Annotated in this window: 20 protein-coding genes and 1 pseudogene; 16 read left to right on the forward strand and 5 right to left on the reverse strand. The window is 62.1% G+C overall.

Annotation, left to right across the window (positions count from 1 at the left end):
* The first annotated feature begins 36 nt into the window (after positions 1 to 36).
* The 5 genes and pseudogenes from D5125_15385 (at position 37) to D5125_15405 (ending at position 11,152) form a co-directional block, all read left to right on the forward strand.
* A pseudogene (locus D5125_15385) lies at positions 37 to 312 on the forward strand (calcium/sodium antiporter).
* Between the two features lie 220 nt (positions 313 to 532).
* Positions 533 to 8,095: an amino acid adenylation domain-containing protein gene (locus tag D5125_15390; protein QFY90732.1), complete on the forward strand. Its 7,563-nt coding sequence runs from the start codon at positions 533 to 535 to the stop codon at positions 8,093 to 8,095.
* A gap of 380 nt (positions 8,096 to 8,475) precedes the next feature.
* The gene (locus tag D5125_15395) at positions 8,476 to 9,540 is read left to right on the forward strand and encodes an ornithine cyclodeaminase family protein (protein ID QFY90733.1); all 1,065 of its coding nucleotides are present in this window, start codon (positions 8,476 to 8,478) and stop codon (positions 9,538 to 9,540) included.
* A 17-nt stretch (positions 9,541 to 9,557) separates the two neighbouring features.
* A complete protein-coding gene (locus tag D5125_15400; GenBank protein ID QFY90734.1) occupies positions 9,558 to 9,977 on the forward strand; it encodes a nuclear transport factor 2 family protein in 420 nt (139 codons plus the stop codon).
* A 191-nt stretch (positions 9,978 to 10,168) separates the two neighbouring features.
* The gene (locus tag D5125_15405) at positions 10,169 to 11,152 is read left to right on the forward strand and encodes an NAD-dependent epimerase/dehydratase family protein (protein QFY90735.2); all 984 of its coding nucleotides are present in this window, start codon (positions 10,169 to 10,171) and stop codon (positions 11,150 to 11,152) included.
* Positions 11,153 to 11,343: 191 nt separating this feature from the next.
* Here the strand turns inward: D5125_15405 and D5125_15410 are convergent, their stop codons facing one another.
* From D5125_15410 to D5125_15425, 4 genes are read right to left on the reverse strand one after another with little or no spacing between them, the layout of a single operon-like run.
* Positions 11,344 to 12,402 (reverse strand): HAD-IIIC family phosphatase, encoded by a 1,059-nt coding sequence (locus tag D5125_15410; protein QFY90736.1) that lies wholly within the window; start codon positions 12,400 to 12,402, stop codon positions 11,344 to 11,346.
* Positions 12,399 to 13,535 carry an acyl-CoA dehydrogenase family protein gene (locus D5125_15415; protein ID QFY90737.1) on the reverse strand — a complete coding sequence of 379 codons (1,137 nt, stop codon included), beginning with the start codon at positions 13,533 to 13,535 and terminating at the stop codon, positions 12,399 to 12,401. Before D5125_15415 ends, D5125_15410 begins: the two co-directional genes overlap by 4 nt.
* 8 nt (positions 13,536 to 13,543) lie before the next feature.
* Positions 13,544 to 13,786: an acyl carrier protein gene (locus D5125_15420; GenBank protein ID QFY90738.1), complete on the reverse strand. Its 243-nt coding sequence runs from the start codon at positions 13,784 to 13,786 to the stop codon at positions 13,544 to 13,546.
* 33 nt (positions 13,787 to 13,819) lie between these two features.
* Positions 13,820 to 14,680: a 3-hydroxyacyl-CoA dehydrogenase family protein gene (locus D5125_15425; protein QFY90739.1), complete on the reverse strand. Its 861-nt coding sequence runs from the start codon at positions 14,678 to 14,680 to the stop codon at positions 13,820 to 13,822.
* 423 nt (positions 14,681 to 15,103) lie between these two features.
* Here D5125_15425 and D5125_15430 point away from each other — a divergent pair, with 423 nt between their 5' ends.
* The 8 genes from D5125_15430 (at position 15,104) to D5125_15470 (ending at position 21,332) form a co-directional block, all read left to right on the forward strand.
* Positions 15,104 to 15,736, forward strand: coding sequence for a membrane integrity-associated transporter subunit PqiC (locus tag D5125_15430; GenBank protein ID QFY90740.2), 633 nt, complete (start codon positions 15,104 to 15,106; stop codon positions 15,734 to 15,736).
* A 35-nt stretch (positions 15,737 to 15,771) separates the two neighbouring features.
* A complete protein-coding gene (locus tag D5125_15435; GenBank protein ID QFY90741.1) occupies positions 15,772 to 16,299 on the forward strand; it encodes a GNAT family N-acetyltransferase in 528 nt (175 codons plus the stop codon).
* 34 nt (positions 16,300 to 16,333) lie between these two features.
* Positions 16,334 to 16,573 (forward strand): AbrB/MazE/SpoVT family DNA-binding domain-containing protein, encoded by a 240-nt coding sequence (locus tag D5125_15440; GenBank protein ID QFY90742.1) that lies wholly within the window; start codon positions 16,334 to 16,336, stop codon positions 16,571 to 16,573.
* Positions 16,570 to 16,995, forward strand: a complete 426-nt coding sequence (locus D5125_15445) for a type II toxin-antitoxin system VapC family toxin (GenBank protein QFY90743.1) — start codon at positions 16,570 to 16,572, stop codon at positions 16,993 to 16,995. Before D5125_15440 ends, D5125_15445 begins: the two co-directional genes overlap by 4 nt.
* Positions 16,996 to 17,325: 330 nt before the next feature.
* Positions 17,326 to 17,637, forward strand: coding sequence for a segregation and condensation protein A (locus D5125_15450; GenBank protein QFY91190.1), 312 nt, complete (start codon positions 17,326 to 17,328; stop codon positions 17,635 to 17,637).
* A 195-nt stretch (positions 17,638 to 17,832) separates the two neighbouring features.
* Entirely contained in the window at positions 17,833 to 19,371 is a 1,539-nt protein-coding gene (locus D5125_15460; GenBank protein ID QFY90745.1) for an NAD(P)H-hydrate dehydratase, read from the forward strand.
* A complete protein-coding gene (tsaE, locus tag D5125_15465) occupies positions 19,368 to 19,880 on the forward strand; it encodes a tRNA (adenosine(37)-N6)-threonylcarbamoyltransferase complex ATPase subunit type 1 TsaE (protein QFY90746.1) in 513 nt (170 codons plus the stop codon). Before D5125_15460 ends, tsaE begins: the two co-directional genes overlap by 4 nt.
* A gap of 99 nt (positions 19,881 to 19,979) precedes the next feature.
* A complete protein-coding gene (locus D5125_15470) occupies positions 19,980 to 21,332 on the forward strand; it encodes an N-acetylmuramoyl-L-alanine amidase (protein QFY90747.1) in 1,353 nt (450 codons plus the stop codon).
* Positions 21,333 to 21,362: 30 nt separating this feature from the next.
* Here the strand turns inward: D5125_15470 and D5125_15475 are convergent, their stop codons facing one another.
* Positions 21,363 to 21,755 (reverse strand): hypothetical protein, encoded by a 393-nt coding sequence (locus D5125_15475; GenBank protein ID QFY90748.1) that lies wholly within the window; start codon positions 21,753 to 21,755, stop codon positions 21,363 to 21,365.
* Between the two features lie 142 nt (positions 21,756 to 21,897).
* Between D5125_15475 and D5125_15480 the strand changes: the two genes are divergently transcribed.
* From D5125_15480 to D5125_15495, 3 genes are all read left to right on the forward strand, one after another.
* Positions 21,898 to 22,506: an OmpH family outer membrane protein gene (locus tag D5125_15480; GenBank protein QFY90749.1), complete on the forward strand. Its 609-nt coding sequence runs from the start codon at positions 21,898 to 21,900 to the stop codon at positions 22,504 to 22,506.
* A 428-nt stretch (positions 22,507 to 22,934) separates the two neighbouring features.
* Positions 22,935 to 25,712: a pyruvate, phosphate dikinase gene (locus D5125_15490; GenBank protein ID QFY90751.1), complete on the forward strand. Its 2,778-nt coding sequence runs from the start codon at positions 22,935 to 22,937 to the stop codon at positions 25,710 to 25,712.
* Between the two features lie 313 nt (positions 25,713 to 26,025).
* Positions 26,026 to 26,955 (forward strand): zinc ABC transporter substrate-binding protein, encoded by a 930-nt coding sequence (locus D5125_15495; GenBank protein QFY90752.1) that lies wholly within the window; start codon positions 26,026 to 26,028, stop codon positions 26,953 to 26,955.
* Positions 26,956 to 26,984 lie beyond the last annotated feature (29 nt).

Below are 26,984 nucleotides of genomic sequence, written 5' to 3' on the forward strand. Positions count from 1 at the left end.
CGGTTAACAACATGATATGAGGAGATTCTATTTCGTATGACACTGGCCTTCATCGCTGTAATTTTTGGTTTGGTGCTCCTCGTCTGGAGCGCCGACCGTTTTGTGGAGGGCTCGGCCTCTACCGCCCGTCATTTCGGCATGCCGCCGCTGCTGATTGGCATGGTGATTGTCGGCTTCGGGACCTCCGCGCCGGAGATGGTGGTGTCGGCCCTGGCCGCCTCGCAGGGTAACCCGGGCATCGCGCTGGGCAACGCCTACGGCTCCAACATCACCAACATCGCCCTGATCCTGGGGGTCACGGCACTCATCAGCTATCGGCATCCTCTGCTTTGGCATCCTGCGTCGCTCTACCTCCTGCATCCGTGCAGTCGTGCCTTACGGGACACTCGCACATCCCTGTGCAGCGGAATCCGGGGTTGCCGCTAGGTATGGCCACCCCTATCCCGTTGCACCTCCGAGCCAGCGCTCGGAGCTCCCAGGATGAGAGGCGAACCCCAATGTTGTTTCACAGTAACCCAGGTTTTTTTGCCCAATGAGCATCGACAACTGGCTGCATGAACTCTACCTGCTGGGCATACAGCTGTGGCGCGAGGGGGATAGCCTCTGCTATCGCATCCCTAAATCCCAGGCAGACAGGCAGGCGGAAATCCTTGAACAACTCGGCCAGCGCAAGGCCGAGGTTATGGCCTATCTGCACAGCAGGGCCCTGGAGCAGGCCCCGGCCGCAGCCGTCGCCCAACCCCTGGCAGGCACCGAGGAGCCCGGTGCCGATACCGAGCGGTCGCTGTCCTTTGTGCAGGAGCAGCTCTGGTTGCTGGATCAGCTCGAAGGGCAGGGCAGCGCGGCCTACAGCGTGCCCATCGCCTTTCGTCTGCTGGGTCCGCTGGACCTGGAGCGCTTCAGGGCCAGCCTGCAGGGGGTGATGCAGCGCCAGCAAGCCCTGCGCAGCCGTTTCCCGGCCTATCGGGGCAAGCCCCGGCTGGAGATCGGCGAGGCGCAATTGCAGCTGGAGCTGTTCGATGTCTCCGCGCTGCCTCTGGAGCAGGGGCAGGCGCTGATCCGGCAGCGCATCGAGGCGGCCATCGCCCAGCCCTTTGATGTGCAGAACGGGCCGCTGTTTTGCGCCCAGCTGCATCGGTGCAGTCAGACCGAGGCGGTGGTGCTGCTCAACCTGCACCATATCATCTGCGATGCCTGGTCCATCGGCATCCTGGTCAGCGAGTGCTGCGCCCTGTATGCCGGGCAGCGGGAGGGGCAGAGCGCCAGCCTGCCGCCGTTGCGCTTGCAGTATGCGGACTACGCCCGCTGGCAGCGGCAACAGATGCAGGGGGAGCCCTTTGAGCGCGGCTGCCGTTTCTGGCTGGAGCTGTTGCAGGACGCGCCGCCGCTGCTGCCCCTGCCGCTGGATCGACCGCGTCCGGCAGTCAAGGGCTGGGTCGGCCGTACCCATAGGTTCTATCTCGATGCGCCGCTCAGCGCCCAGGTCAAGGCCCTGAGCCGGGCGCAGGATTGCACCCTGTTTGTCAGCCTGCTCTCGGCCTGGTATGTGCTGCTGGCCCGCTACAGCGGGGTGAGGGATATGGTGATCGGCTGCCCCCTGGCCGGGCGTCAGCAGGCCGAAACCGAGCCCTTGATCGGCTTTTTTATCAATACCCTGGCGCTGCGTATCCAGCAGCCCGCCAACCTGACCTTCAGCGCCCTGCTGCAGGCGGTGAAACAGCTCAGCCTGGAGGCCTTCGCCCATCAGGACATCCCCTTTGAGACCCTGGTCCAGCGCCTGCAGCCGGAGCGCAGTCTCAGCCACAGCCCCCTGTTTCAGGTGGCCTTTGCCCTGCAGAACGCGCCCCTGGGGCAGCTGGAGCCGCTGGCGGGCCTGCGTCTTGAGCCCTATGAGCTGGAGATAAAGACCGCCAAGTTCGATCTCACCCTCAGCCTCAGCCAACAGGGCGATCGATTTGAGGCCCTGCTGGAGTACGACAGCGCGCTGTTCACCGCCACTACCGTGGAGCGCATCGGCGGGCATTATTGCGCCCTGCTGCAGCGACTGACGCAGAACCCCGAGAGCGACATTTATCGGCTGGATTATCTCGGCGCCGAGGAGAAGGCCTGGCTGCTGCAACAGGCGCAGGGAAAACAGATGCCGCTGCCGGATCAGACGGTGCTGGATCAATTCCAGCAGATCGTCGATCAATACCCGCAGCAGATCGCCCTGGTGGAGGGTGAGCGCCAGTGGACCTATGGCCAATTGGAGCGGCTGGCGCAGCGGTTGGCGCAGCGGCTGAGCCGGGCCGGTATCCGGGCGCAACAGCCGGTGGGGCTGTATTTTGACCGCTGCGCTGCCATGCCGGTGACCATGCTCGCTGTGCTCAAACTGGGGGCCTATTATGTGCCCCTGGATAGCCGCCAACCCCGCCAGCGCCTGAGCTACATGATCCAATCGGCCCGTATCCGGCATATTGTTTGCGCCGAGGGGCTGGCGGGTGACTTGCTGGGTGCCTGGGCGGATGAGCGGCAGGTCTTGGGGCTTGAGCTGTTTCCCCTGGATGCCGAGGGTGTTTGCCAAGATCAGGCCCCGATGCCAGCACCCGAACCAGTGCCGGAACTGAATCGGGATCTGGATCTGGACCTGACAGCCGATGACCTGGTCTATGCCATCTTCACCTCCGGCTCCAGCGGGCAACCCAAGTGCGTCGGCATCCCAGAGCTGGGTCTGCGCAATCTGGTGCACTGGCAGCGGACCGAATTTGCCGCCGATGTCGGCGAGCACCGGCTGTGGATCAGCGGCAGCGGCTTTGATGCCTCGGTGTGGGAGCTGTGGCCGGCCCTGCTCAGTGGCTCCTGCATCTTCATTGTGCCGGACCAGCTCAGCCCGCAGCGGCTGCAGGCCTTTATCCGGCAGCATGGGATCAGCAGCTGCTTCCTGCCCACGCCCATCGGCGAGGCCCTGCTGGCCCTGAGTTGGGACCAGGCAGGTGACCAACCCTGCCCACTGCGCCGGGTGTTTGTCGGCGGTGACCGGCTGCATGATTTTGCCCAGGACGGGCTGCCCTTTCGCCTGTACAACGCCTACGGTCCGACGGAAAACAGCGTGGTCAGCAGCTGCGGGCCTGTGCCCCTGGCGAGTGCGCCGCATCCGGCCCTACCCAGCCTGGGCCGGCCCATCGCCAATACCCAGATTTATGTGCTGGATGAGTATCTGCAGCCGGTGCCGCAGGGGGTCTATGGCGAACTGTGCATTGCCGGTGTCGGGCTGGCCAGGGGCTATTTGGAGCAGGCGGGGCTGACGGCGGAGCGTTTTGTGGCCAATTTTTTTGCCCAGCAGCCAGGACAGCGTCTGTATCGCACCGGCGACCGGGGGCGTCTGCTGGAAAACGGCGAGCTGGAGTTTTCCGGTCGTCTGGATCGGCAGGTCAAGCTGCGTGGCTATCGCATCGAGCTGCGGGAGATCGAGGTGGCCATAGGCGCGCTGCCGGGCGTGGGGCAGGTGCTGGTGGACCTGGTCCGCTCCAGCGTCGGCACCGAGCAGCTGGTGGCCTGGATAGCATGCGCTGAGCCATTGGATGAGGCCGAGCTGCGTCACGCCCTACAGGGCCGCCTGCCGGAATACATGATCCCCAGCCACTGGCTGCAACTGGCGCAGCTGCCGCTGAATCAGCGCGGCAAGATCGATCGGGCGCGTCTGCCGCTGCCCGCTCTGGACGCGACGGATAGCGCCCTGGCAGCGCCGCAAACCCCGCTGCAGCGCCAGATCGCCGCCATCTGGGCCGAGGTGCTGGGCCTGGAGCAGGTCGGCATCGGCCAGAATTTCTTTGCCCTCGGCGGCCATTCCCTGCTGGCCACCCAGGTGGTGTCGCGCATTGGCGAGGCCTGTGCTGTGGAGCTGCCCCTCAAGACCCTGTTCGAACACCCTAGCATCGCCGCCCTGGCCCTGCAGCTGGAGCGGCTGCAGGGGGTAGAGTTCGCCCCCATCCGGCCCCTGGCGGCGCAGGACCCACAGACTGAGCGGCAGACCAAGCCGTCCCTGTCCTATGCCCAGGAGCGGCTGTGGTTCCTGCATCGGCTGGTGCCGGATAGCGCCTTTTATCTGATCCCGGTGTTTCTCAAGCTCAAGGGGCCGTTGCACGTGCAGGCGCTGGAGCAGGCCTTTGCCCACCTGTTGCAGCGGCATGAGGCCCTGCGTACCGGCTTTGTCGATGCAGACGGCAGCCCGCGGCTGTGGGTCGTGCCCAAGGCGGACCTGAGCATTCGCCAGTTGGCGCTGGATGCTGAGGCCGGTGCGCTGGATCGGCAGATGCAGGCCCTGCTCCTGGAGGAGATGCAGCGGCCCTTTGATCTGGCGCGGCCGCCGCTGCTGCGGGTCAGCCTGATCCGCTGCACGGCGCTGTCGGATGAATCCCATGATCTGCCGCAGCATTTGCTGCTGATCAGCCTGCATCACATCATCGCCGACGGCTGGTCCCTGGGGGTGATGAATCGGGAGCTGTCTTTGCTGTACAACGGCCTGGTGCGCGGCGAGCCGGTGCGGCTGCCGCCCCTGGCCATCCAGTATGCCGACTTCGCCTTCTGGCAGCGCGGCTTTCTCAGCGGTGCCAGGTGTCAGTCCCAGCTGGATTATTGGCGGGCCCAGCTGGCCGGGCTGGAGGTGCTGCATATCCCCACGGATTTTCCCCGGCCGGAGATGGCCAGCTACGCCGGGGCGCGCCAGGGGCTTGGCCTGTCCCAGGCACTGAGCGAGCGGCTCAAGGCCTTCAGCCAAGGGCAGGGCCTGAGCCTGTTCATGACCCTGCTGAGCGCCTTTTATCTGGTGCTCTACCGCTACTCGGGGCAGAGCGATATCGCCCTGGCCTCTCCCATCGCCAACCGCAACCGGCGTGAGATCGAGCCGCTGATCGGCTTTTTCGTCAATACCCTGGTGCTGCGCGTCAACTTACAGGGCTGCGCCATGGTGCAGGACCTGCTCAGGCAGGTGCGGGCGACCACGCTGCAGGCCTTTGATCATCAGGATTTGCCGTTTGAACAGATCGTGCAGGCGCTCAAACCGGTGCGCGATCTCAGCCGCAACCCCCTGGCCCAGGTGCTGTTTGCCCTGCAGAACATGGCGCTGGAGCCCCTGCAGCTGGATGGGCTGCAGGTGGAGGAGCTGGAGCTGGATGCCCCCAGCGTGCGCATGGATATGGAACTGCATGTATTCGACAGCGAGACAGGGCTGCAGGCGAGCCTGATCTACAACCGCGACCTGTTCAGCGCCGAGCGCATGGCCCAGCTGCTTGATGCCTGGCAACAGGCGCTGGAGCTGATGCTGGAGGACCCCGAGCGGCCCCTGCAGGGCCTGGAGCTGCTCTCCCCGGCACGGCGGGACGACCTGATGCGGTACTGGAACGGCCAGCCGGTGGCCTATCCTGAGATCGGCGGCATGCACGAGCTGTTCGAACAACAGGTGTCCCTAAGCCCGCAGGCCATCTGTCTGGTGTTCGGCCAGCAGCAGCTCAGCTATGCCCAGCTGGCGCGGCGGGTGCAGCGCCTGGCGGCCTGGTTTCAGGCCCAAGGCCTGGGGGCGGAGCAGCTGGTGGGCGTCTGCCTGCCGCAGTCCATCGAGCGGGTGGTGGTGGCCCTGGCCCTGCACAAGGCGGGGGCGGCCTTTCTGCCGCTGGATCTGCGCTTTCCAGCGGAGCGGCTGGGTTACATGCTGGGTGATGCCGGCATCGACCGGCTGATTGCCTTCAGCGCCCAAGAAGCGCAAATCAACGCCCTGGGCCTGGCCCCGAACCGGGCGCTGGAGCTGCTCAAAATAGACCAGATCGAGCCCGGTCTGGATGATGGGCTGAGATTTACGCCAGTGGCCATCAGTCCGGATCAACTGGCCTATGTCATCTACACCTCAGGCTCCACCGGCAACCCCAAGGGTATCGCCATGGGCCATGGGGTCATCACGAACATGGTGCGCTATCAGGTCAAGCTGAGCGGGGCGGAAAGGCCGCTGCGCACCCTGCAGTTTGCCCCGCTGATCTTCGATATCGTGTTTCAGGAGATGTATGCCACCTGGCAGGTGGGCGGCACCCTGGTGCTGGCCTCGGAGGAGGACAGGGCCGACCCCGAGCGGCTGATTCGCCTGCTCAATGAGCAACGGATCGAACGCTTCTTTCTGCCCTTCGTCGCCCTGCAGGGCCTGGCGGAGAGCGCGCCCCTGTATGGGCTGAACACCCGGTATCTGCAGGAGATCATCAGCGCCGGTGAGCAGCTGCAGATCAGCCCGGAGATCCGCGAGCTGTTGCTCCAGCGGCCGAACTGCCGCCTGTATAACCAATATGGCCCCTCGGAATGCCATGTGGTGAGCAACTACCGCCTGCCCGCCGCGGTGGATGATTGGGCGCGTCTGCCGCCCATCGGCCGGGCGCTGGACAATGTGCAGATCTACCTGCTGGACGATGCCCTGAATCGGGTGCTGCCGGGGGTGGTGGGTGAGATCTATATCGGCGGGGCCTGTCTGGCGCGGGGCTATCTGCATCAGCCGGGCCTGACCGCCGCCGCCTTTGTGCCCAACCCCTTTGCCGAGGCAGACCACCCCGGTTCGCGGCTGTATAAAACCGGCGATCTGGCCTATTACAACCCTGAAGGCCAGCTGGAGTTTGTCGGCCGCCGCGATGCCCAGGTGAAGATCCGCGGTTACCGCATCGAGCTGAATGAGATCGAGCTGGCCGCCAAGTCCCATCCGGGCGTCAAACAGGCGCTGGTCAGCGTGGAACAGCTGGGCGAGGGCAATCGCCAATTGGTGTTGTATCTGGTGTTTGGGTCCAAGGCCACGGACACTGACTCGGCATCGGTACGCAAGACGCTGGAGTCCTGGCTGCCGGAATACATGCTGCCCAATCAAATCCGGGTGCTGGAGCGCATGCCCCTGACCACGGGCGGCAAGATCGATCGCAAGGCCTTGCCCAAGGTCAGCGATCAGGGGCAGGCGGCCAGCCCGGTGGCACTGCGCACCGACGTCGAGCGGCGTCTGGCGACAATCTGGCAGAAACTGCTGCAGCGGCCGACCATCGGCGTTGGCGATCATTTCTTCGAGCTGGGTGGCAACTCCCTGATGGCCGTGCGTCTGATGGCGGCGATCCAGAAGGAATGGCAGATCCAGTTGCCCCTGGCCAAGCTGTTTCAGAAACCGACATTGGAGGCTCTGGCGGTAGAGATCACCGCGCTCTGCGCCTCGGGGCAGACGGAGGCATCCATCCTGGTGCCCCTGCGGCTGGCCCCGTCGGGTGTTGGGCCAGGCGCTGGATCAGGCACCGGGCCAGGGCAGTGCGGCAAGCCGCCGCTGTTTCTGATCCACGCCGGCAGCGGCACTGTATTCTGCTATCGGGACTGCGCGCCTCATTTGGACCCCTCCCGCCCGGTCTATGCCATCCAATCCCCCGGCTTTGTCCAGGGCCAGCAGGTACCGGCCAGCGTTGGCCAGATGGCCGAGCGCTATCTCAGCGCCATCAAACAGCTACAACCCCAGGGGCCTTACTACCTCGGCGGCTGGTGCCAGGGCGGTGCCATTGCCTTTGAAATGGCCCATCAGCTACAGCAAAATGGTGATCAGCTGGGCCTGCTGTTCCTGCTCAACAGTTTTCTACCGGAACGGCAGGAGGGGGCAGGGGAGCTGACCGAGCGCGATCTGCTGCCGATCTTCGTGCAGAATCTGTTGCAGTTTGATAGTACAAGACTGCCCGCCAATGTCCCTCAACTGATCAGCGAACGGCAAGACCCCCTCGCCGCCATCCTGCAATTGAATCAGGAAAGCGGCTTTCTTGGTGAAGACTATGAAGAGGCCGAATTTCGTCAGCGTTTTCAGGTATTCTCCAGCATCCTCAAGGCCATCCTCGATTACGAGCCGCCCCAGCTGCAGGGCGATCTGCTGTTTTTCCAGGCCCAGGAGCAGATCCCGGGCACCAGCGCCGACCTTGCCCAGGGCTGGCGCAGCAAGATCAGCGGCCAGCTGCATATCCAACCCATCGCCGGCAATCACTACAGCCTGATGGAGGGGGATAACCTGGCAAAATGGGTTAGGGCCCTGGATGAATGGCTGGAGGGGTCAGGCAAGCCCCGATGTGGCTGAAATCCGTTTATTACTGTGAAAGTCGCGAAGCGCTCCCTGCAACCCCGACACTTCCTCCATCCTTAGCGGTCGGGACCGATCAGGGGCAAGCAGGCTTTCATGTTCCGGGGTGGCGTTGTCCGCCCCATGATTGTTACTGTGAAACAACACGGGGGTTTGCCCCTCATCCTGGGAGCTCCGAGCGCTGGCTCGGAGGTGCAATGGGGCAGGTGTGGCCATGTCTAACGGCAACCCCGGATTCCGCTTCGCTGCATCCGGGCTACGGGGCTGCCGAGTCCCGAACCCGAGTCCCGGATGCGCTACAGAGATGCTTCATGTTCCGGGGTGCCCCACACCTAGCTCAGATAGGTGTGGGGTCGCCCCATGATCGTTAGGTTGAAATGATGAAAACCAAGGTAATAACCAAGTCAGACCTGCAGCAGATCCTGTCCCATCTGGGTCTGGATCGGCTGATGGATGAATTAATCGATCGGCTGACCTTGGCCCTGGCCCGGTTTGATGATAGCCAGACCCTGATCAAGAAACGTGATGGCTTTGCCTATGATCAGCCCCACCCTGGGGTTCTGGAATGGATGCCCTGTATGCAGTCACAGGGTCGGGTGACCCTGAAGATGGTGGCCTATAACCCGAAAAACCCGCAGCTGGAACAACTGCCGACCATACTCTCCAGCATGAGCCTGTATGACGCCCGCAATGGTCGGCTGCTCTGCCTGGTGGACGGCACCCTGCCCACGGCGCTGCGTACCGGCGCGGCCAGCGCCATTGCCAGCCGGGTGCTGGCCAGGGCGGATGCCCAGTGCCTGGGCATGATCGGCTGTGGCGCCCAGGCGGTGACGCAGATCCATGCCCTGAGCCGTATCTTTGATCTCAGTTGCATCAAGGTTTATGACATCAATAGCCAGAATACAGAATCCCTTAATCAACGCCTGGCGCATCTGGGCATCCGGGTCATCCCCAGCCCCTTGCACCAGTTGGTGGAGTCTGCCGATATCCTCTGTACCGCCACCTCGGTGGAGGTGCAGGCCGGGCCGATTTTTGCCGATGGCAGGCTCAGGCCCTGGCTGCACATCAACGCCATAGGCTCGGACCTGCCGGGTAAGACCGAACTGCCCCTGTCAGTGCTGAAACGGGCCTTTGTCTGCCCGGATTTTATCGAGCAGGCCAGGGTGGAAGGGGAGTGCCAGCAGTTGGAGGCCGCCGATATAGATGCCAGCCTGGTGGATCTGGTCAAACAACCGGAACACTACAGGGCCGTGCGGGAGCAATTATCGGTATTTGATTCCACCGGCTACGCCATTGAGGATCAGGTGGTCATGGAATTGTTGTATGACTACGCCAACAGCCTGAATCTGGGTACAGAACTCGCGATTGAAAGCTACACCGAGGATGTGTTTGACCCCTATGCCGTCCTTAAACCACAGACTCAGATAAAACCTGACAACTAACCCAATACAGGTACGCTATGAACACAGCAGAAGATGAAATCAGGCAACTCATTGAAACCTGCAGCCAGGCCCTGAACCGAAAGGACCTGGATGGCCTGTTTGAGCATTTTACCCATGACCTGAGGGTCTATGATGTGGTGGCGCAGTTATCCGGTGCGTCGGCCTATAGAAAACTTTGGGAAGAGACCTTGGCATTGTTTGGTGAGCAGGTGGGTACCGAGCGTAAAGACCTGAAGATCTACGCCAGTGAGGACGTCGCCTTCGCCCATTGTTTGACCCGCGTTACCGGCGTCAAATCCGATAATGAAAATGCAAAATCCTGGCTGCGCACAACCATCTGTTTTCGCAAGGTGGCAGGACAATGGAAGATCGCCCACGAGCACGTCTCACTGCCCTTTGATCCCCAGACCCGCCAGCCGACCTTTATCAGGGATTGATCCTAACGAACGGGAAGCGGAGGCAGTTCCTGTGGCCCGGATGAAGTGCAACGGAATCCGGGGTTGGGCTTGCTGCAGGGCAGGGCCACCCTGGATTCCGCTTCGCTGCATCCATGCTACTCCTTTGCACCTCGGGGCCAGACCTCCGAACCAGCGCTCGGAGCTCCCAGGATAATAGGCAAGCCCCAATTATGATTATGAAACACCCAGCCCCCCTGTTGATCAGCGGCGTCAATGGCTTTGTTGGCTCTCGCCTGGCGCTGGAGTTGATCGCTCGTGGCCATAGGGTGCGCGGTACGGTGAGAGACCTGGGGCAGGCCGAGACCTATGACTTTCTGTATCAGCAGAATCCCGATGTATGTCAGCGACTGGAATTGCTGGAGGCCGACCTGCTCAATCCGGCCGATTGGCGAGACGCAACCCAAGGGGTTGATTTTGTTCTGCATGTGGCCTCGGTTAAACAGCGCAGCAATAGTGCGTCAGACACTGAGCCCGAGTGTTTGAACCTGTTGCGCGCCGCCCTGCACAATGGGGTGCGCAAGGTCGTTTGTACCCTGGGATGTATGAGCATGATACCGGCCGATCCCAGCCAATGTGTGGCTGAATCCAACCCAGGGTTGGAGCAACAACCCTACGCCAGCGCTGTGGCCGAGGAGCGTGAGATCTGGCGATTTTATCAGGCGCATAAAAATAGACTGGCCATCACCACGCTGCACCCCAGCCTGATCCTGGGCCCGCGTCTATCGGCGCGTCATCGTCTGAGTATGTGTATCCTGGAGGATTATCTGCAGGGCACCCTGGTCGGTAGCCTATCCCCAGAGTTGTATTTGCCTGTTGTTGATCTCAGGGATGTCTGTGAGGCCCATATCCGGGCCCTGTTTGAGCCCAAAACCCATGGTCGGCGTTATCTGATTGCAAACCGGCAGGGCTATGCGTTAACGGATTTTCTGAGACTCGTTAGTCAAACGGCCAATAGGCAACTGGCTATTGAGCCAACCCTTGGCCTAGAGGACCTGCGCCAGGCCATGCAACAGGGTAGTTTGACGGCCTTTTATCTTTTACTGTTTAACCGCTGGCCTACCGAGTTCAATAACAGGCGTAGTATCTTGGAGTTGGGTCTTGACTACCGGCCAGTCTCTCAGACCATCCGGGATGCGGTGAATTCTTTGTTGTAATCCTGGGAGCTCCGAGCGCTGGCTCGGTGGTGCGGCGGGGTGGGGGTGGCCGGCTGGTGGGAGGGCAGCTTTGCTGCGCGATTCGGCCGCTCCAGGTCGCCCAGCACAGCTGGCCTCCTACGCTGCGCAGTGCCTCGCTGCATCCGGGCTACGGCTGTGATGGCCGGCTTGCCCCATGTCTGTTAGCGAGGTCACTGTCCGGCATAGATCAGCCGGATGGATCGGGGCGTGGGTGCTATGTCGCTGAGGTCCGCTTCCAGCCGTTGGCAGTCCGGGGATGCCTCGATTTCGCTGAAGCCGGCAAACTTGTAGGTGATATACATCATGCGGTTGCGCTCGGTTGGCCGGAAGTCTGCCAACAGCCGCACCCCCTGTGCCGCCGCCTGGGCGCGCAGGAAGTTGATCAGGGTGCCGCCTATGCCACGGGACATGACGCGACAGGACATCAACAGCAGGCGAATCACCCAGGCACCTTGCTCCAGCTCCAGTAGAATCAGACCGATCTTGCCGTAGGTGCCCAATTTGTCATTCAACTCCGCGATCAGCAGGCGGTGGCGGTCGGATTGGCGTAGCTGGTCAAGTTCCTCGTAGGAATAGGTAAGCCCGGTGGTGTTCAGTTGATGGGTGCGCAGGGTCAGTTCCTCGGCCCGTTGCAGGTCATCTTCCTGGGCTGGGGCAATAGTCAACTCCATATCCAGGCTTTGCAGAAAGGCCTCGCTGCTGGTGCCAAAGCCCTGCTCCAGTTGTTTGCGCTGCCGCTCGCTTTGATACATGGCGCGGCGTCTTTTTGAGTCTTGGGTGATGAAGCGGGGGACGAACTCTGCCTGCTCAAACAGGCTGGCATCCCATTGCAGGGCGTCATAGACACGCACCATGGGTAGGTGAAAGGCCACCTCCGCCCGTTCAAAGGCCTGGTCGTCAATAAAGGCCAGGCTGTCTATGCCTATGTTCAGATCCTGGGCGATTTGTTGTAGGGATTGGGCCTTGGACTGCCAGTGGATCTGCGGGTAAAGAAAATACTGATCAACACCGAGCTGCTGTAGCTTCTCCCAGGCCAGGTCATGGTCATTTTTACTGGCGATGGATTGGACTATGCCGCGCTGATCCAATAACGCCAGCGCCTGCATGATGCCGGGGCGCAGGCTCAGTCCATCACCTTCGGACAGGATGCCATCCCAGAGCGTGTGGTCCAGGTCCCAGACCAGACATTTGACCTTTTCTGCAGGGGTCTGCGTGGCTTGGCTGTTCATGCGAAGGGGTAGTTCTTGATCGCCTGGCGGTATTCCACAAAGCCGTTTTTGGCGATCATGATCTGTTGCATCTGATCACTGCCCTCGATGATCTGGCTGATGCGTGCATCACGGAAAAAACGCTGTATTGGGTAATCCGGCCCACAACCGTTGGCGCCATGGATCTGCAGGGCATCACTGGCCACCTTGCTGACCATGCCGGAGGCAAAATACTTGGCCGTGGTGGTCTCACTGATGGACAGGGGGTCCTGTTCATCACGCAGATAGGCCGCCCGCCAGCACAGGGCCCTGGCGGCCTTGATCTGGGTGATCATGTTGGCCAGCATCTCCAGAATCAACTGGTGTTTGCGCAGCGGTTCATCGAACTGCTTGCGGTGCTGCGCATAGTGTAGTGAGGCCTCCAGGCAGGCCTGGGCCAGGCCAACGCAGGTCCAGGCCACGGCATAGCGGCCCAGGTCCAGGCAGGAGGCGGCCACATGGGAAAAGCCCATGCCCTGACCACCCAACAGGGCATCCTGGGTAATGCGCACCCGGTCAAAACTCAACTTGCCGATCATGGCCGAGCGAAACCCCAACATGCCGCAGATAGGTTCAATCCTCAGCCCCGGCGTGTCGCGCTCCAGCAGACAGCAGATGGGCTGATCTCCCAGCTTGGCCAGCACAATGAACAGATCGGCCCCCTGGGCATGGCTGATCCATTGTTTGCTGCCACTGAGAAGGTAGTCATCACCATCGGGCACCAGGCGGGATTCGGCATTGCGGGCATCGCTGCCCCGATTGGGCTCGGTCAGGGCGAAGGCGCCCAGGCGCGAACCATCCCGCAAACTGGGCAGCCAATGTTCCTGTTGCTCAGGAGTGCCCCATTGGCCGATACCCTGCAGACACATGGCGTGCACCACCAGCAGGCTGGCCAGGGAGACACTGCCCCTGCCCAGTTCCTCGAACAGAATGCCCAGGCTGAAGGCATCCAGGGCCTGGTCGGCGTAGGTCTCTTTGACCAGCGTCCGAATGACCTCCTGCGGGATCGCCTCCTGGCTATCCCAGGCGTCAGCCAAGGGCAGAACCTGGCCATTCACCCAGGCGCGCAGCCTGTGCTGCAGGGCCTTGTGTGCGGCAGAGTAGTCGATATGCATGGCTGGGCCTAGGTCTGGCGTGTGGCCAAAAGATGGGTGATGGAGTCAACCGAGCTGAAATTGGCCAGATTAAGCTCATCATTGGTGAATTTCACCGCAAATTCCTTCTCCAGGAACATCACCATCTGCATGGCCATGAGGGAGTTGATCAGCCCCAGGTTAAACAGATTGTCATCATCCGCAAAATGCTCGCCCAGCACATAGCCTTCGAGAAAGTCGCGTACCTTTGTTGCTATTGCATCAGGATTCATAGGTTCATCTGTAAGGCATGGATTAGAAATAAACTAAAGTAGAGGATATTTGTAGAAGCCTTGGCCCGATTTGCGTCCCAACAGGCCGGCATAGGTCATTTTTTTCAGTAGGGGGCAGGGCCTGTATTTAGGATCATTGTAACTTTCATAGAGGACTTCAAGGGAATAGAGAATGGTATCCACACCGATCAGGTCTATGGTTTCCAGTGGCCCCATCTTGTGACCGAAACAGGACTTGAATATCTTGTCCACATCGGCTGCCTCTGCCACCTGATCCTGCACCAGAAAGGCGGCCTCATTGACCATCAGCATCAGCACCCGGTTAGATACAAAACCGGGCATGTCATTGACCAGAATAGCGTCCTTGCCCATCTGCTTGAGCAAGACCTTGGCTGTTTGAATAGTCTCCTCGCTGGTATGAAAACCACGAATCAACTCCACCATAGCCTTCATGGGAACAGGGTTCATGAAGTGCATGCCGATGACCCGCTCAGGGCGCTGGGTGAGGCTGGCGATACGGGTTATGGAGATGGCCGATGTGTCTGCGGCAAAGATACAATCTTTGCGCACTATAGGGTCGATGGTCTGGTAGAGGTCCTGTTTCACCTCCCATTTTTCCACCACATTTTCTACCAGAAAATCCACATCCGCCAGGGCTTCAAGCTCGGTGGTAAATTGGATTCGAGCCAGAACCTGATCCGGGTCGCCGCCCAGGCTTCCGGGTTGCATGAGTCCAGCAAAGCGGACATTGCGGTGGATCTCTTGTTTTGCCTTTTCCAATGCCCGTTCGCTGATATCTACCAGCACCACAGACATATTATGCTGAGACAGGTCTTGGGCAACACCACTGCCCATGACGCCAGAACCGATTACACCAATAGTTGATAAAGTCATTATGCTAGGGTTGGTTGTTGGGCACGTCAAGCTGAACGCTGTTAAGGGTCACTGTTAATCTACGGGGATTTGAGTTGGCAAGCATTTGTATTAAGGTGGAAGCCGACCTTGAGGTTTCATGTTCCGGGGTGCCGCCGCTCGTCCTTCGCCTATTATAGCGCTGAGCCAGGCGTGGGGCGTTAGAAGTTCTGATCTTTATGGGTTAGGATGGGTGAAAATATCACTAAACAATGAGGGATACAATCTGTAAATGCATGGGGATTGGCGTACCAGTCACGGCATTAGGGTGAAAGTCGCGCAGCGCTCGTTTGCCCCGGCCAGCAGGGGCGGACCTTGAGTTCGCCGGAACTGCCAAGCCCAATTTAACGCAGTAGAATGAACCCTCCGAACGGTTGCATTTTAGGGATTATTCAGAATAACTACATGAAAAATAATTATTTGTTCTTCGCCAATCGGTCTAGTCCGTGGTCCGTTGGCGTGTTGGCGTTGATCCAGGCCCTAGCCCTGACAGGCTGCATGGCAGGTGCCAATACGCGCTTTTACAGCTTTGCCAGCGTCCGCCCCAGCGAGATGGTACCGGTGGCGGCAGCACGCCGCTCCGGGGTTTGGGTGGTGGGTCCGGTCAAGTTGTATGAGGAAATTGACCGGCCCCAGCTGGTCATTCGCCGTTCGGTCAGCCAGGTGGAGATCAGCGAGCTGGATCAGTGGGCGGTGTCCCTGGAGCAGGGCATCAGCCGCCTGCTCATCGAGGCCCTGGGCACCCAGTTCCCCGGCCGACAGCTGGCCGCTTTCCCCTGGACCGGCCGCGAACCGGTGGCCCTGCGCATCAGCCCGGAGGTGCGTCAGCTCTCGGTCACCCCCGGTGGCGAGATGGTGCTGACCCTGGTCTGGGCGCTGTACGACCCCAAGGGCGATCGCCTCAATCGGCTGGAGCCGCAAAGCTACCGCCAAGCGGCCGCTGCGGACATAGGCCCGGAACAACTGGTGCAGGGCTACCGTGAGCTGTTGCTACAAGCGGTGCGCGATCTGGCACCCAGGCTCAAACCCTATGCCTAGGTGTCGAGTCCCGGCACCCCATGTCCAGGAAAACCATGTCCATCGCCTTCCCCCGCGTGCAAGACCCCGAACAGATCGCCCAGGCGGCGCGGCTGGCCAGCGAGATCTGGACCCGGCATTACCGGGATATCGTCGATCCGGCGCAGATCGACTACATGCTGCGCCGCTTCCAGTCCCCCAGCGCCATCGCCGAGCAGATCGGCCAGCAGGGCTATGCCTATCATCTGATCCTGTGGCAGGACCAGCCAGCAGGTTACCTGGCTTATGCGCCGCGTGAGGGCGGGCTGTTTTTGAGCAAGATCTATCTGCAAGCACAGCGGCAGGGTCGGGGGTTGGGCTATGGGGCTGCTCGATTTGTCTGGCAGCAGGCCTTGGAGCTGAGGCTGGATCGGGTCTGGCTGACGGTCAACCGGCACAACCAGCAGGCCATCCGCGCCTACCGGCGCTGGGGCTTCGAGACGGTAGGAGAGCTAGTGCAGGACATAGGCGACGGCTTTGTCATGGACGACTACCGCATGGAGTGGCGCCAACTGCATTTTGACACTGAGCGGACTGAGGCCTAGGCTTTGGCATGTGCCAGGCTTAGCGGAGGTTTTCATGCATACAGAACGCCATGTCAGGCTGTTTCGCAATGGGCGAAATCAGGCGGTTCGCATTCCCCGGGAATTTGAGTTGGATGTGCAAGAGGTCATTATGCGCCGCGAGGATGATCGCTTGGTGATTGAGCCTGTGCGCAAAATGGGCTTGCTGGCCACACTGGCCACACTGTCGTCCATTGAGGAGGAGCTTCCGGATATCGATGAAGGCATGCCGGGGCTGGACGATATCAAGCTGTGAATCCGCCATGTTACTTGCTGGACACGAACATCATCTCGGATCTGGTTCGGCATCCGCAGGGTGTGGTGGCCAGGCAGGTTGCTGCCGTGGGTGAGGATTTGATTTGCACATCAATCATCGTCGCTGCCGAGTTGCGTTTTGGCGCGGCCAAACGCAATGCGTCGCGCCTGACAGATCAGGTGGAAGCCATTCTGTCGGCAATAGAGGTGCTACCGTTTGACGCCCCTGCAGATCGCGCTTACGCAGAACTGCGCCGGGCGCTTGAACAAGTCGGCCAGCCGATTGGGCCAAATGATATGTTGATCGCTGCCCATGCCTTGGCGACGAAGTGCATCTTTGTCACGGCCAATGTGGGTGAGTTCTCCCGTGTACCGGGCTTGCAAGTGACCAATTGGCTTGGTGGAGTGAAAAAATCGGCTTAACCGCGACCACCTGCTGTTCAGATCGAAGTTCCCAGCAAATCCGAGCATCCTTGATACCGAGACCCCCATGCCGAGACAGGTTATTTTGCCTGGGGCTTGGGGTATGCTTGGCCCTTGCCATGGGGTGTTCTGATTACCCCTGCATCCCTGGCTTTGGCGTGCCGTAGCGCATAGAAGGGCGGGCCGCGCCCGCCGACTGGCCACAGGGCATGGGCTTGGCCCTGCCGAGGGTCCGGCGGCCACGGGCTGCCCTATTTACGCCCAAGAGCAGGTTGGCCTAGACGGCTGGCCGCATTTCATCATTCATTACCTATGTATTCGGGGGTTTTTATGTCCACATCCACCCATTCCGCAGCCCCATCTGCCCCGTCCATCCAGGCCAAGGAGCGCCAGATACTGGCGGTGATGCGCCAGGTGCTTGCCTCCGTGGTGAAGGACACCACGCCACCCCATCGGGAGATGAAGCACCCCCTGAGTGACGCCACCATCGAGGACGTGCGCCAGTGCTTTGCCCTGATCGCGGCGCGGGAGAAGGAGCTGGGCGATGCCGCCGGCCTGTCCAGCGAGCGGCCCTACTTCAGCGATGACGTGCAGGCGGTACGCACAGTATCCATTGACAGCCTGAAGCGGCGGACGAACTAAGGGCCATGGGGCGGGCAAGCGCCAACCCCGTAGCGATCCCGGATTCCGCCCTTCGACAGGCCCTTCGGCAGGCCCTTCGGCAGGCCCTTCGGCAGGCTCAGGACACCGCTCAGGACACCGCTCAGGACACCGCTCAGGACAGCGCTGCGCTCCATCCGGGCTACAGCCGACTCGCACCTCACAGGATAAACCCCCATGCGTCGCCTGAGTGACAAGCCGGGGCTGCCCTATGCCCTGTACCGCGCCGAGCAGGTGCGGCGGATGGATGCCTATGCCCTGGAGATCGAGGGCATTTCGGCCGCCGAGCTGATGGCGCGGGCTGGTCAGGCCCTGTTTGATCTGGCCCGCTCACTCTATCCCGACAGCCGCCGCTGGCTGCTGCTCTGCGGCCTGGGCAACAACGCTGGCGATGGCTATGTGGTCGCCGCTCTGGCCCAGGCGGTCGGCCTGGCGGTGGAGATCATCCAGCTGGGCGATAGCCAGCGTATCCAGGGCCATGCCCTGCACCATCTGCAGCGAGCGCGGGCGCTGGGGGTGTCCATCCGCCAGGGCCTGAGCGGGGATCTGCCCCCCGCCGATCTGATCGTCGATGGCCTGTTCGGCATCGGCCTGGACCGGGAGGTCAGCGGCCCCTGGCGAGCGGCTATCGAGGCCATCAACCGGCATCCGGCACCGGTGCTGGCCATAGACATCCCCTCCGGCCTGCATGCCGATAGCGGCGCCGTGCTCGGCGCGGCGGTGCAGGCCAGCCACAGTCTCAGCTTCATCGGCCTCAAACCGGGGCTGTTCACCGGCATAGCGGCGGATCATGTCGGTCAGCTGCATTTCAGTGGGCTGCAGGTACCGGCCCGAGTCTATGCCAGCGAGCTGCCCTCGGCCCGGCGTCTGGACTGGGCACGCCAGATCGGCCAGCTGCCCCGACGCCGAGCCACGGCGCACAAGGGGGATTGCGGCCATGTGCTGATCATCGGCGGCGCGCCGGGCTTTGCCGGTGCCGCTCGCCTGGCTGGAGAGGGGGCCTTGCGCAGCGGTGCCGGGCTGGTCTCTCTGGCCACCCATCCGGCCCATGCCGCCTGCATCGGCCAACAACGCCCTGAGCTGATGTGCCATGGCCTGGACGGTGCCGAGGCCCTGCGGCCCCTGCTGCAGGCAGCCGATGTGCTGCTGGTTGGCCCAGGTCTGGGCCAATCGGACTGGGCGCGGCGGTTGTTTGAGCAGGCCATGGCGGTGGAGCGGCCCCGGCTGCTGGATGCCGATGGCCTGAACCTGCTGGCGCAGAAGCCACAGCGGCTGGTGCGCACGGTCATCACCCCCCATCCCGGCGAGGCGGCCCGGCTGCTGGGCCTCGGCAGCGCCCAGATACAGGCCGACCGCTTTGCCGCCTGCGAGCAGTTGCGCCAGAGGTACGCCCCGGTGGTCCTGCTCAAGGGTGCCGGCAGCCTGGTGTGCAGTGATGGCGACAAGGCGCCGGGGCTCTGTTCGGCCGGCAATGCGGGCATGGCCAGCGGCGGCATGGGTGATCTGCTCAGCGGCATCATCGCCGGGCTCATGGCCCAGGCTCCGGGGCTGGGGCTGGGGCTGGAACCGGGCCTGGATTGGGCGTGGGCCGCCGAGCTGGGCATGGTGCTGCATGCGGAGGCGGCGGATCGCGCCGCCCGGCGCCTGAGCCAGCGCTCCCTGCTGGCCAGCGACCTGCTCGATGAGCTGCCCGGCCTGCTGCGGGAGGCCGAATGAGCATCTCCGAGCCATCCTCCATCCGGCTCCACACAGACCTGATCCTGCAGGGTGCCGAGGCCCAGGAGGCCTTTGGCCAGTGCCTGGCCGCCTATCTGGCCCCGCCGCTGATGATCTACCTGGAGGGTGATCTGGGCGCGGGCAAGACCACCCTGGCGCGCGGCATCCTGCGCGGCCTGGGGCATCAGGGTGCCGTGGTCAGCCCCAGCTATACCCTGGTGGAGACCTACCGGCCGGGGGATTTTGCCCTGCATCACCTGGACCTGTACCGGCTGGGCCATGCCGAGGAGCTGGAATACCTGGGCCTGGAGGACCTCTGCGATGGCAGCGGGGTGCTGCTGGTGGAATGGCCCGAGCGCGGGGCCGGTGTGTTGCCCGCAGCGGATGTGCGTATCCGTATCGACCACCGCAAGCAGGCCCGCGCCCTGGGGCTGCTGGGAGAGAGCGCTGTTGGCAGGCAAATTGCAGAGCAGGTGCAGGCTGCCCTTATGAGTGAGAAGTTGCTTTAAATTATCTGGATGAAGTAACTACTTTAACTCAAAGAAAATGCTAGACAATTAAATCTGGCATGCTATATTTTCAGCAGCTTCGCACAAGGTTGTTGAGAGATGCGTCAATTATTTGCCCTTTTATTGCTGATTCTGCACACTGCCGTGGCTGCACAGGTCACGGTAAAAGGTCTGGATTATCAGATAGGTGCAGAGCAAACCCGAGTACTGGTTGAGACCACGGCCGCAGTCCAGCACCGGATGTTCATGCTGGATAACCCGGACCGGCTGGTGCTGGACCTGAAAAACGCCAGGCTGGCCTGGGATATCCCCCATCCCGCCAGCAACGACCCCCATGTACGCAAGGTGCGCACCGGCATCCGTAACGGCCAGGATCTGCGCATCGTGTTTGACCTGAAACAGCGAACCCGCCCCAGCAGCCGGGTGGAGTCGGCCGCCGATGGTGCCCAGCGTATTTTCATTGAGTTAGGCGAAAAGGCCGCAGCAGCCCCTGCGGCACCTGCTGTACGTCAGCAGCCGGTAGCGCTACAGGCCCATGCCCCAGTACCGCTGCAGGCGCAACGACGGCTGCAGCAGGGGCGTGACATCATTATCGCCATCGACGCCGGCCACGGCGGCAAGGACCCAGGTGCCATAGGCCCCAGGGGCACCAAGGAAAAGGATGTGACCCTGGCGGTGGCGCGCAAGCTGGCGGTGGAGATCGATCGGGAGGAGGGGATGCGTGCCGTGCTGGTGCGGGACAAGGACGAATTCATTCGCCTGCGGGATCGCATCCTGATCGCCCGCAAGCAGGGTGCCGACCTGTTCGTCTCGATCCATGCCGATGCCTTCAAGGACCGCCGGGTGCGCGGTTCCTCGGTATTTACCCTGTCCCGTGGCGGGGCCTCAAGCGAGGCGGCTCGTTGGCTGGCGGATCGGGAAAACGCCGCCGACCTGGTGGGCGGCGTGACCCTGGACGACAAGGACGACATGCTCGCCTCGGTGCTGTTGGACCTGTCCCAGAGCGCCACCCTGCAGGCGGGCAACGAGGTGGCCAATAAGGTGTTTGGCAAGCTGAGCCGATTCGGCAAGGTCCACGGCAAGGCGGTGCAGCGGGCCGGTTTTGCCGTACTCAAGGCCCCGGACATCCCCTCGCTGCTGATCGAGACGGCCTTTATCTCCAACCCCGAGGAGGAGCGCAAGCTGCGCAACTCGGCCCACCAGGCCAAGCTGGCACGCACCATAGGCCAGGGCATCCGCAGCTATTTCTACAACAGCCCGCCGATCGGCACCAAGCTGGCCCTGCGCGCCAAGCGCGAGGGTGGGCGGCATGAGGTCAGCCAGGGCGATACCCTCTCGGCCATCGCCGAGCAATACAACGTCAGCATGGACCTGATCCGCAGCTACAACGCCCTCCCGGGCGATCAGCTCCGGGTGGGGCAGACCCTGATCATCCCGCGCGAACTCATGTAGCCAGGGCCGGCCCGCCTTTTCTTCGACATCCTACCAGCAAGGGGTGGCCAGGCTGCCCATGGCCCCCATGGCATCCCAGGGGGTCGGGGTGGGCATGGCGCTGAAGGGGTTGCCACCGGCCTTGATGCGAATCACATACTCGGCCCATTGCAGGGGACGCGGTAAATACCCATACTTGGCCCCCAGGGCGTGCAGCTGGTTGACAAAATGCACATCACAGGGGGTATCCGGCCCCATGCTGGTGCAGATATCATGCTGCATACAGGCGGCATCAAACTCATCCACCGGCGCGGGCAGGGTGCCGCTGGGCGGATGCCCAGGGCCGCACCAGTTGCCATAGAGCGGCATGCATTTCATCGCCTGGGCAGGCAGGCCGAGGCCGACGAGCAGGGTGCCGACAAGCAGAAGCGGGGTCTTGTTCATGGTCTTGTTCCTCGTGATTGGGCCACCAATTGTAGATGCTGGGGCCTGCATGGCAAGCCAGGGCAATCGGCGGGCAGGTATTGCATGGGCTCGTATCTAAACTATTCTTATTTGATTTCATTCAGTATTTTAAGGAGTTTGCATGAAGATTTCCCAAACCCACGTGGTCGCCCTGGTGGCCTTGGTGCTGGTCGGCTGTGATCAGGGCGAGCCCATGGCCGCCACGCCGGCCCAGCAAGCGGCCCCGGCACCCAGGCTGGCCACTACGGCGAATGCCGCAGGGGTCTCACGGGTGGCGGTGTTCGATATCGACCAGGTGGCCGAGCAGACCGGCATGATGCAGGACATGCAGAAGAAGATCCTGGCGAAGAAGGAGCGGCTGAGCAAGGACCTGGATGACTTTCGCAAACGGCTGCAAGACCAGTTGGAGAAGGAAGGCAAGAAGCTGACCAAGGACAAGGACCTGCCGAATAAGGCGGCGGCCCTGGAGCAGGCCACGGCGGTGAAGTTCCGCCAGGGCCAGGTCGAGGCCGATGCCGCCCTCAATGCCTACCGCATCCAGCTGATCAGCGAGATCCGCGATGCAATCAAGCCCGTGGCCCGGGAAGTGGCCTTCGGCATGGGCTTTGACATACTCCTGCTGAGCAACGACATGGTGGTGTTCGAGGTACGGGAAGAGGCGGAACTGACCAACGAGATCCTCATGGCCTACCAGGCCCGCTTCCCCGATGCCGTGAAAAAGGCGGAGTGAATCAGGGGACAGAAGACAGAGGACAGAAGACAGGGGACAGAGGACAGAGGACAGAGGACAGAGGACAGAGGGTCGATGCATCCGGGCTGGGGTCGGCCCCTGCCCGGTGCGGGCAAGGCTGCCCTTGCTCCCGTTGGCTTCACTTTCCGGGTTCCTTGTGGGAGGGCAGCTTGCTGCGCGACGGGGCAGGGCTACTGGTAACAGGATCAGCGACGCCCTTTCAGGTCGTCCGGCAGAGCCGACCGCCCACCCCAGGCCGAGCAGCCACCCAAGCCAATGGCTGAGATACCTGGCTATTTTGGTAGGCGTAAGAAAATCGTCATGATTTTTCGGATGCCATCACCGGGCGTTTGCCGCATACTTTCTCATTCTTTGGGCCGTTTTCTACTGCGCTCAGTGTCATTTTCATAGCAATCAAGGGATATCTCATGTCAATCAAAAGCTACGTATTTTCCTTCGAACAGGGTGATGGCAAGAACAAGCAACTGCTGGGCGGCAAGGGGGCCAACCTGTGCGAGATGACCCAGATCGGCCTGAATGTGCCGCCGGGCTTTGTCATCACCACCGAGGCCTGCCTGACCTACCTGGCCGACGCCGACCACCAGCTGCCCGGTGGCGCCCTGGAGCAGATTCGCGCCAACATGCAGGAGCTGGAGGAGAAGACCGGCAAGCAGTTTGGCGGCGTCGATAACCCCCTGCTGGTATCGGTGCGCTCTGGCTCGGCCATGTCCATGCCCGGCATGATGGATACCATCCTCAATCTGGGTCTGAACGAGGATACCTTGCGCGGCCTGATCAAACAGACCGGCAACGAACGCTTTGGCTTTGACGCCTACCGCCGCTTCATCCAGCTGTTCGGTAAGGTCGCCCTGGGCGTGTCGGACGAGGCCTTCGACAAGGAGTTCGACGAGGTGAAAAAGCGCGCCGGGGTGAAGCAGGACGTGGGCCTGTCGGCGCGGGATCTGAAAGAGATCGCCGACCGCTTCCTCGACGTGGTCGAGCGCGAGACCGGCAAGCCCTTCCCCAGCGACCCCTACGAGCAGCTGGAGATCTCGGTCAAGGCCGTGTTCAACTCCTGGATGGGCAAGCGCGCGGTGGACTACCGGCGTGAGTTCAAGATCACCCCGGAGATGGCCAACGGCACCGCGGTCAACGTGGTCACCATGGTGTTCGGCAACCTGGGCGATGATTCCGCCACCGGCGTCGGCTTCACCCGCTATCCCGATACCGGCGAGAACCGGATGTTCGGCGAATACCTGACCAACGCCCAGGGCGAGGACGTGGTCGCCGGCATCCGCACCCCCAAGCCCATCGATGCCCTGCACGACGAAATGCCCGACCTCTACCGCCAGCTGGTGGAGCTGCGCAACAAGCTCGAATCCCATTACAAGGAAGTGCAGGACTTTGAATTCACAATAGAAAAGGGTCAGCTTTACTGCCTGCAGACACGCAACGGCAAGATGAATGCCGCCGCCCTGGTGCGTACCTCGGTGGAAATGGTGCGCGAGGGTCTGATCGACCGCCGCCAGGCGCTGCTGCGTATCCAGCCGGAAATGCTCGAGCAAATGCTCTTCCCCCGTCTCGACCCCAGCGACAAGTCCGTGCCCGTGGCCCGTGGCCTGCCCGCATCCCCCGGTGCGGCTGTGGGCGTGGCGGTATTCGATGCCGACCGCGCCGAGCTGCTCGGCCATGGCGGCGAGAAGGTCATCCTGGTGCGCGAAGAGACCAAACCGGAAGACATCCATGGCTTTTTTGCCTCCCAGGGCATACTCACCTCCCGTGGCGGCAAGACCTCCCACGCCGCCGTGGTGGCCCGTGGCATGGGCAAGCCCTGCGTCGCCGGGGCCGAGGGCATCCAGGTGGATGTGCAGATGCGCAAGGCCTTCATCGGCGAGTCCACCATCAGCGAGGGTGACCTGATCACCATCGACGGCACCAGCGGCGATGTCTATATCGGCAAGGTGGCGATGAAAGAGGCCGAATTCTCCAACGAACTGGATACCCTGCTCAGCTGGGCCGACGAAGAGGCCCGCCTCAAGGTCATGGCCAATGCCGATACCCCGGACGACGCCGAAAAGGCGGTCAAGTTCGGTGCCCAGGGCATAGGCCTGTGCCGTACCGAGCGCATGTTCAACGCCGTGGATCGCCTGCCCGTGGTGGTGGAGATGATCCTCGCCGAGGAGGCCGGTGCCCGCCAGGTGGCCCTGGACAAGCTGCTGCCGATCCAGCGCTCGGACTTCAAGGGCATGCTCAAGGCCATGGCCGGTCGGCCGGTGACCATCCGTCTGCTGGACCCGCCGATCCATGAATTTCTCCCCTCCGAGCATCAGCTGGAAGAGGAGCTGGATCAGCTCGAACACCTGCGCGAAACGGTGCGCGGCATGAACATCCTCTCCGACGCGGTGGATTTCATGTACCGCACCGCAGACACCCACCCGCAGGTGAGCAAGATGGCCGATCCGCGTCTGGTGGACGAGGCGATCGAGAAGAAGGAGACCATGCTGAAGAAGGTCCGCGCCCTGTCCGAGGTCAACCCCATGCTTGGCCATCGCGGCGTGCGGCTGGGCATCACCTTCCCGGAGATCTACTCCATGCAGGTGCGCGCCGTGCTGGAGGCCGCCGCCGAATGCGCCCGCGAGGGCGTGGAGGTATTCCCGGAGATCATGGTGCCCCAGGTCTGTACCGTGCAGGAGCTGAACCGGGTCAAGCACATTGTCGATTCCATCCGCCAGGCGGTGGAGGCCCACTATGGCGTCAGCCTCAACTTCAAGTTCGGCTCCATGCTCGAAGTGGTGCGTGCCTGTATGCGCGCCGACAGCCTGGCCGAGGAGGCCGAGTTCTTCTCCTTCGGCACCAACGACCTCACCCAGGCTACCTTCTCCTTCTCCCGCGAGGACGCGGAGAACAAGTTCCTGCCCATGTACAACGAAAAGGGCATACTGCAGGACAACCCCTTCGAGGTGCTGGACCTCAAGGGCGTGGGCAAGCTGATGGAGCTGGCGGTGAACTGGGGCCGCCAGGCCCGCCCGGAGATGAAGATGGGTATCTGCGGCGAACACGGCGGCCACCCGGCCTCGATCAAGTTCTGCCACCGCATCGGTCTGACCTACGTCTCCTGCTCCGGCCCCAGGGTGCCCATCGCCCGCCTGGCCGCCGCCCACGCCGCCCTGCTCAGCGAGGGCGCAGCGGGCACGCAGGCGTTGTAAAGCCGCCAGCCGTCAGCGGCCAGCTGCCAGCCAACTGTAGCCCGGATGGAGCGCAGCGGAATCCGGGGATGCCAACCCCGGATTCCGGCTATCGCCTGCATCCGGGCTAGGAGCCTGTCGGGTTTAGGTGCCCGTAGCGAGCAAGGTGGGAGAGCGAGAACAAATTTTCACGATTTTGAGGCGCATAGTTGGCCTACGCAACGAAAAATCGGGGAAATTTGGGCCGTTCTTCCCACCGGCACAGTAGGAGCATCCTAAATCCGACAGGCTCCTAGAGTAGCTGTGCCGCTGCGGCCAATTGGGACTGACCCAGATGATGAAAATCTTTTTCTTCGGCTTGTGCTGGCTAAGCGCCACCATCGCTCTGGCGGCACCGCCCCAGGTGGTGGTGAGCATCAAACCCCTGCATTCCCTTGCTGCCAATGTCATGGCCGGGATAGGCGAACCGGCCTTGCTGCTGGAGGCCAATCGCTCGCCGCACAATTTTAGCCTCAAACCCTCGGACCGGCGCCTGCTAGAGCAGGCCGATCTGCTGGTCTGGGTGGGTCGGGAGATGGAGCGGCCTCTGCTCAAAGTCATCGAGGCCGCAGGCAAGGGGGCAGGGCAGCTGGAGCTGCTGCGCCAGCCGACCATCCGGGAGTTCATGCCCAAGGCCGAGCCAGAGCCAGAGCCAGAGCCAGAGCCAGGGCACGATCATGGCCATGAACACGAGCATGCACAGCATACCGGCCTGGACCCACACATCTGGCTCTCCCCCGAGATGGCCAAGGGCATCACCGGCCTGCTTGCCACCGAGCTGGCCCGCCTCGATCCGGCCAATGCCCCTCGCTACCAAGCCAATGCCGCCGACACCCTTGAGCGGCTGAACCGGCTGGATCAGGATCTGGGCGTGCGCCTTGAGCCCCTAAGGGGCAAGCCCTATCTGGTCTATCACGCCGCCTACGGCTGGTTTGAGCGCCACTATGGCCTGGGGCCGACAACGGCGCTGACTTTGAACCCCGAGCGCCAGCTGGGCGCGGCCAGCGTGCAGCGTCTGCGTCAACAGGCCAGTGCTCAGGGGATGCAGTGCATCTTCAACGAACCACAGTTCTCCCCCAAGCTGGCCCAGCGCCTGGCCGAGGACCTGGGCCTGCGTCAGGGTGTGCTCGACCCCCTGGGAGCGGAGCTTGTCGCCGGCAAGGAGGCCTACTTTGCGTTGCTGGAGAATCTGACAGATGCTTTGGTTGGCTGCCTGAAGCCTTGATTTAGCCGTACCACAAAGGGCCAAGGAAT

It is taken from the genome of gamma proteobacterium SS-5 (assembly GCA_009497875.2).
Lineage (GTDB): Bacteria > Pseudomonadota > Gammaproteobacteria > Chromatiales > Chromatiaceae > Magnetovirga > Magnetovirga frankeli.

Excerpts from the sequence above, each read along its gene's own strand:
- D5125_15390 (QFY90732.1), top strand. The coding sequence starts at position 533 with ATGAGCATCGACAACTGGCTGCATGAACTCTACCTGCTGGGCATACAG.
- D5125_15395 (QFY90733.1), top strand. The coding sequence starts at position 8,476 with ATGATGAAAACCAAGGTAATAACCAAGTCAGACCTGCAGCAGATCCTG.
- D5125_15400 (QFY90734.1), top strand. The coding sequence starts at position 9,558 with ATGAACACAGCAGAAGATGAAATCAGGCAACTCATTGAAACCTGCAGC.
- D5125_15405 (QFY90735.2), top strand. The coding sequence starts at position 10,169 with ATGATTATGAAACACCCAGCCCCCCTGTTGATCAGCGGCGTCAATGGC.
- D5125_15410 (QFY90736.1), bottom strand. The coding sequence starts at position 12,402 with ATGAACAGCCAAGCCACGCAGACCCCTGCAGAAAAGGTCAAATGTCTG.
- D5125_15415 (QFY90737.1), bottom strand. The coding sequence starts at position 13,535 with ATGCATATCGACTACTCTGCCGCACACAAGGCCCTGCAGCACAGGCTG.
- D5125_15420 (QFY90738.1), bottom strand. The coding sequence starts at position 13,786 with ATGAATCCTGATGCAATAGCAACAAAGGTACGCGACTTTCTCGAAGGC.
- D5125_15425 (QFY90739.1), bottom strand. The coding sequence starts at position 14,680 with ATGACTTTATCAACTATTGGTGTAATCGGTTCTGGCGTCATGGGCAGT.
- D5125_15430 (QFY90740.2), top strand. The coding sequence starts at position 15,104 with ATGAAAAATAATTATTTGTTCTTCGCCAATCGGTCTAGTCCGTGGTCC.
- D5125_15435 (QFY90741.1), top strand. The coding sequence starts at position 15,772 with ATGTCCATCGCCTTCCCCCGCGTGCAAGACCCCGAACAGATCGCCCAG.
- D5125_15440 (QFY90742.1), top strand. The coding sequence starts at position 16,334 with ATGCATACAGAACGCCATGTCAGGCTGTTTCGCAATGGGCGAAATCAG.
- D5125_15450 (QFY91190.1), top strand. The coding sequence starts at position 17,326 with ATGTCCACATCCACCCATTCCGCAGCCCCATCTGCCCCGTCCATCCAG.
- D5125_15460 (QFY90745.1), top strand. The coding sequence starts at position 17,833 with ATGCGTCGCCTGAGTGACAAGCCGGGGCTGCCCTATGCCCTGTACCGC.
- tsaE (QFY90746.1), top strand. The coding sequence starts at position 19,368 with ATGAGCATCTCCGAGCCATCCTCCATCCGGCTCCACACAGACCTGATC.
- D5125_15470 (QFY90747.1), top strand. The coding sequence starts at position 19,980 with ATGCGTCAATTATTTGCCCTTTTATTGCTGATTCTGCACACTGCCGTG.
- D5125_15475 (QFY90748.1), bottom strand. The coding sequence starts at position 21,755 with ATGAACAAGACCCCGCTTCTGCTTGTCGGCACCCTGCTCGTCGGCCTC.
- D5125_15480 (QFY90749.1), top strand. The coding sequence starts at position 21,898 with ATGAAGATTTCCCAAACCCACGTGGTCGCCCTGGTGGCCTTGGTGCTG.
- D5125_15490 (QFY90751.1), top strand. The coding sequence starts at position 22,935 with ATGTCAATCAAAAGCTACGTATTTTCCTTCGAACAGGGTGATGGCAAG.
- D5125_15495 (QFY90752.1), top strand. The coding sequence starts at position 26,026 with ATGATGAAAATCTTTTTCTTCGGCTTGTGCTGGCTAAGCGCCACCATC.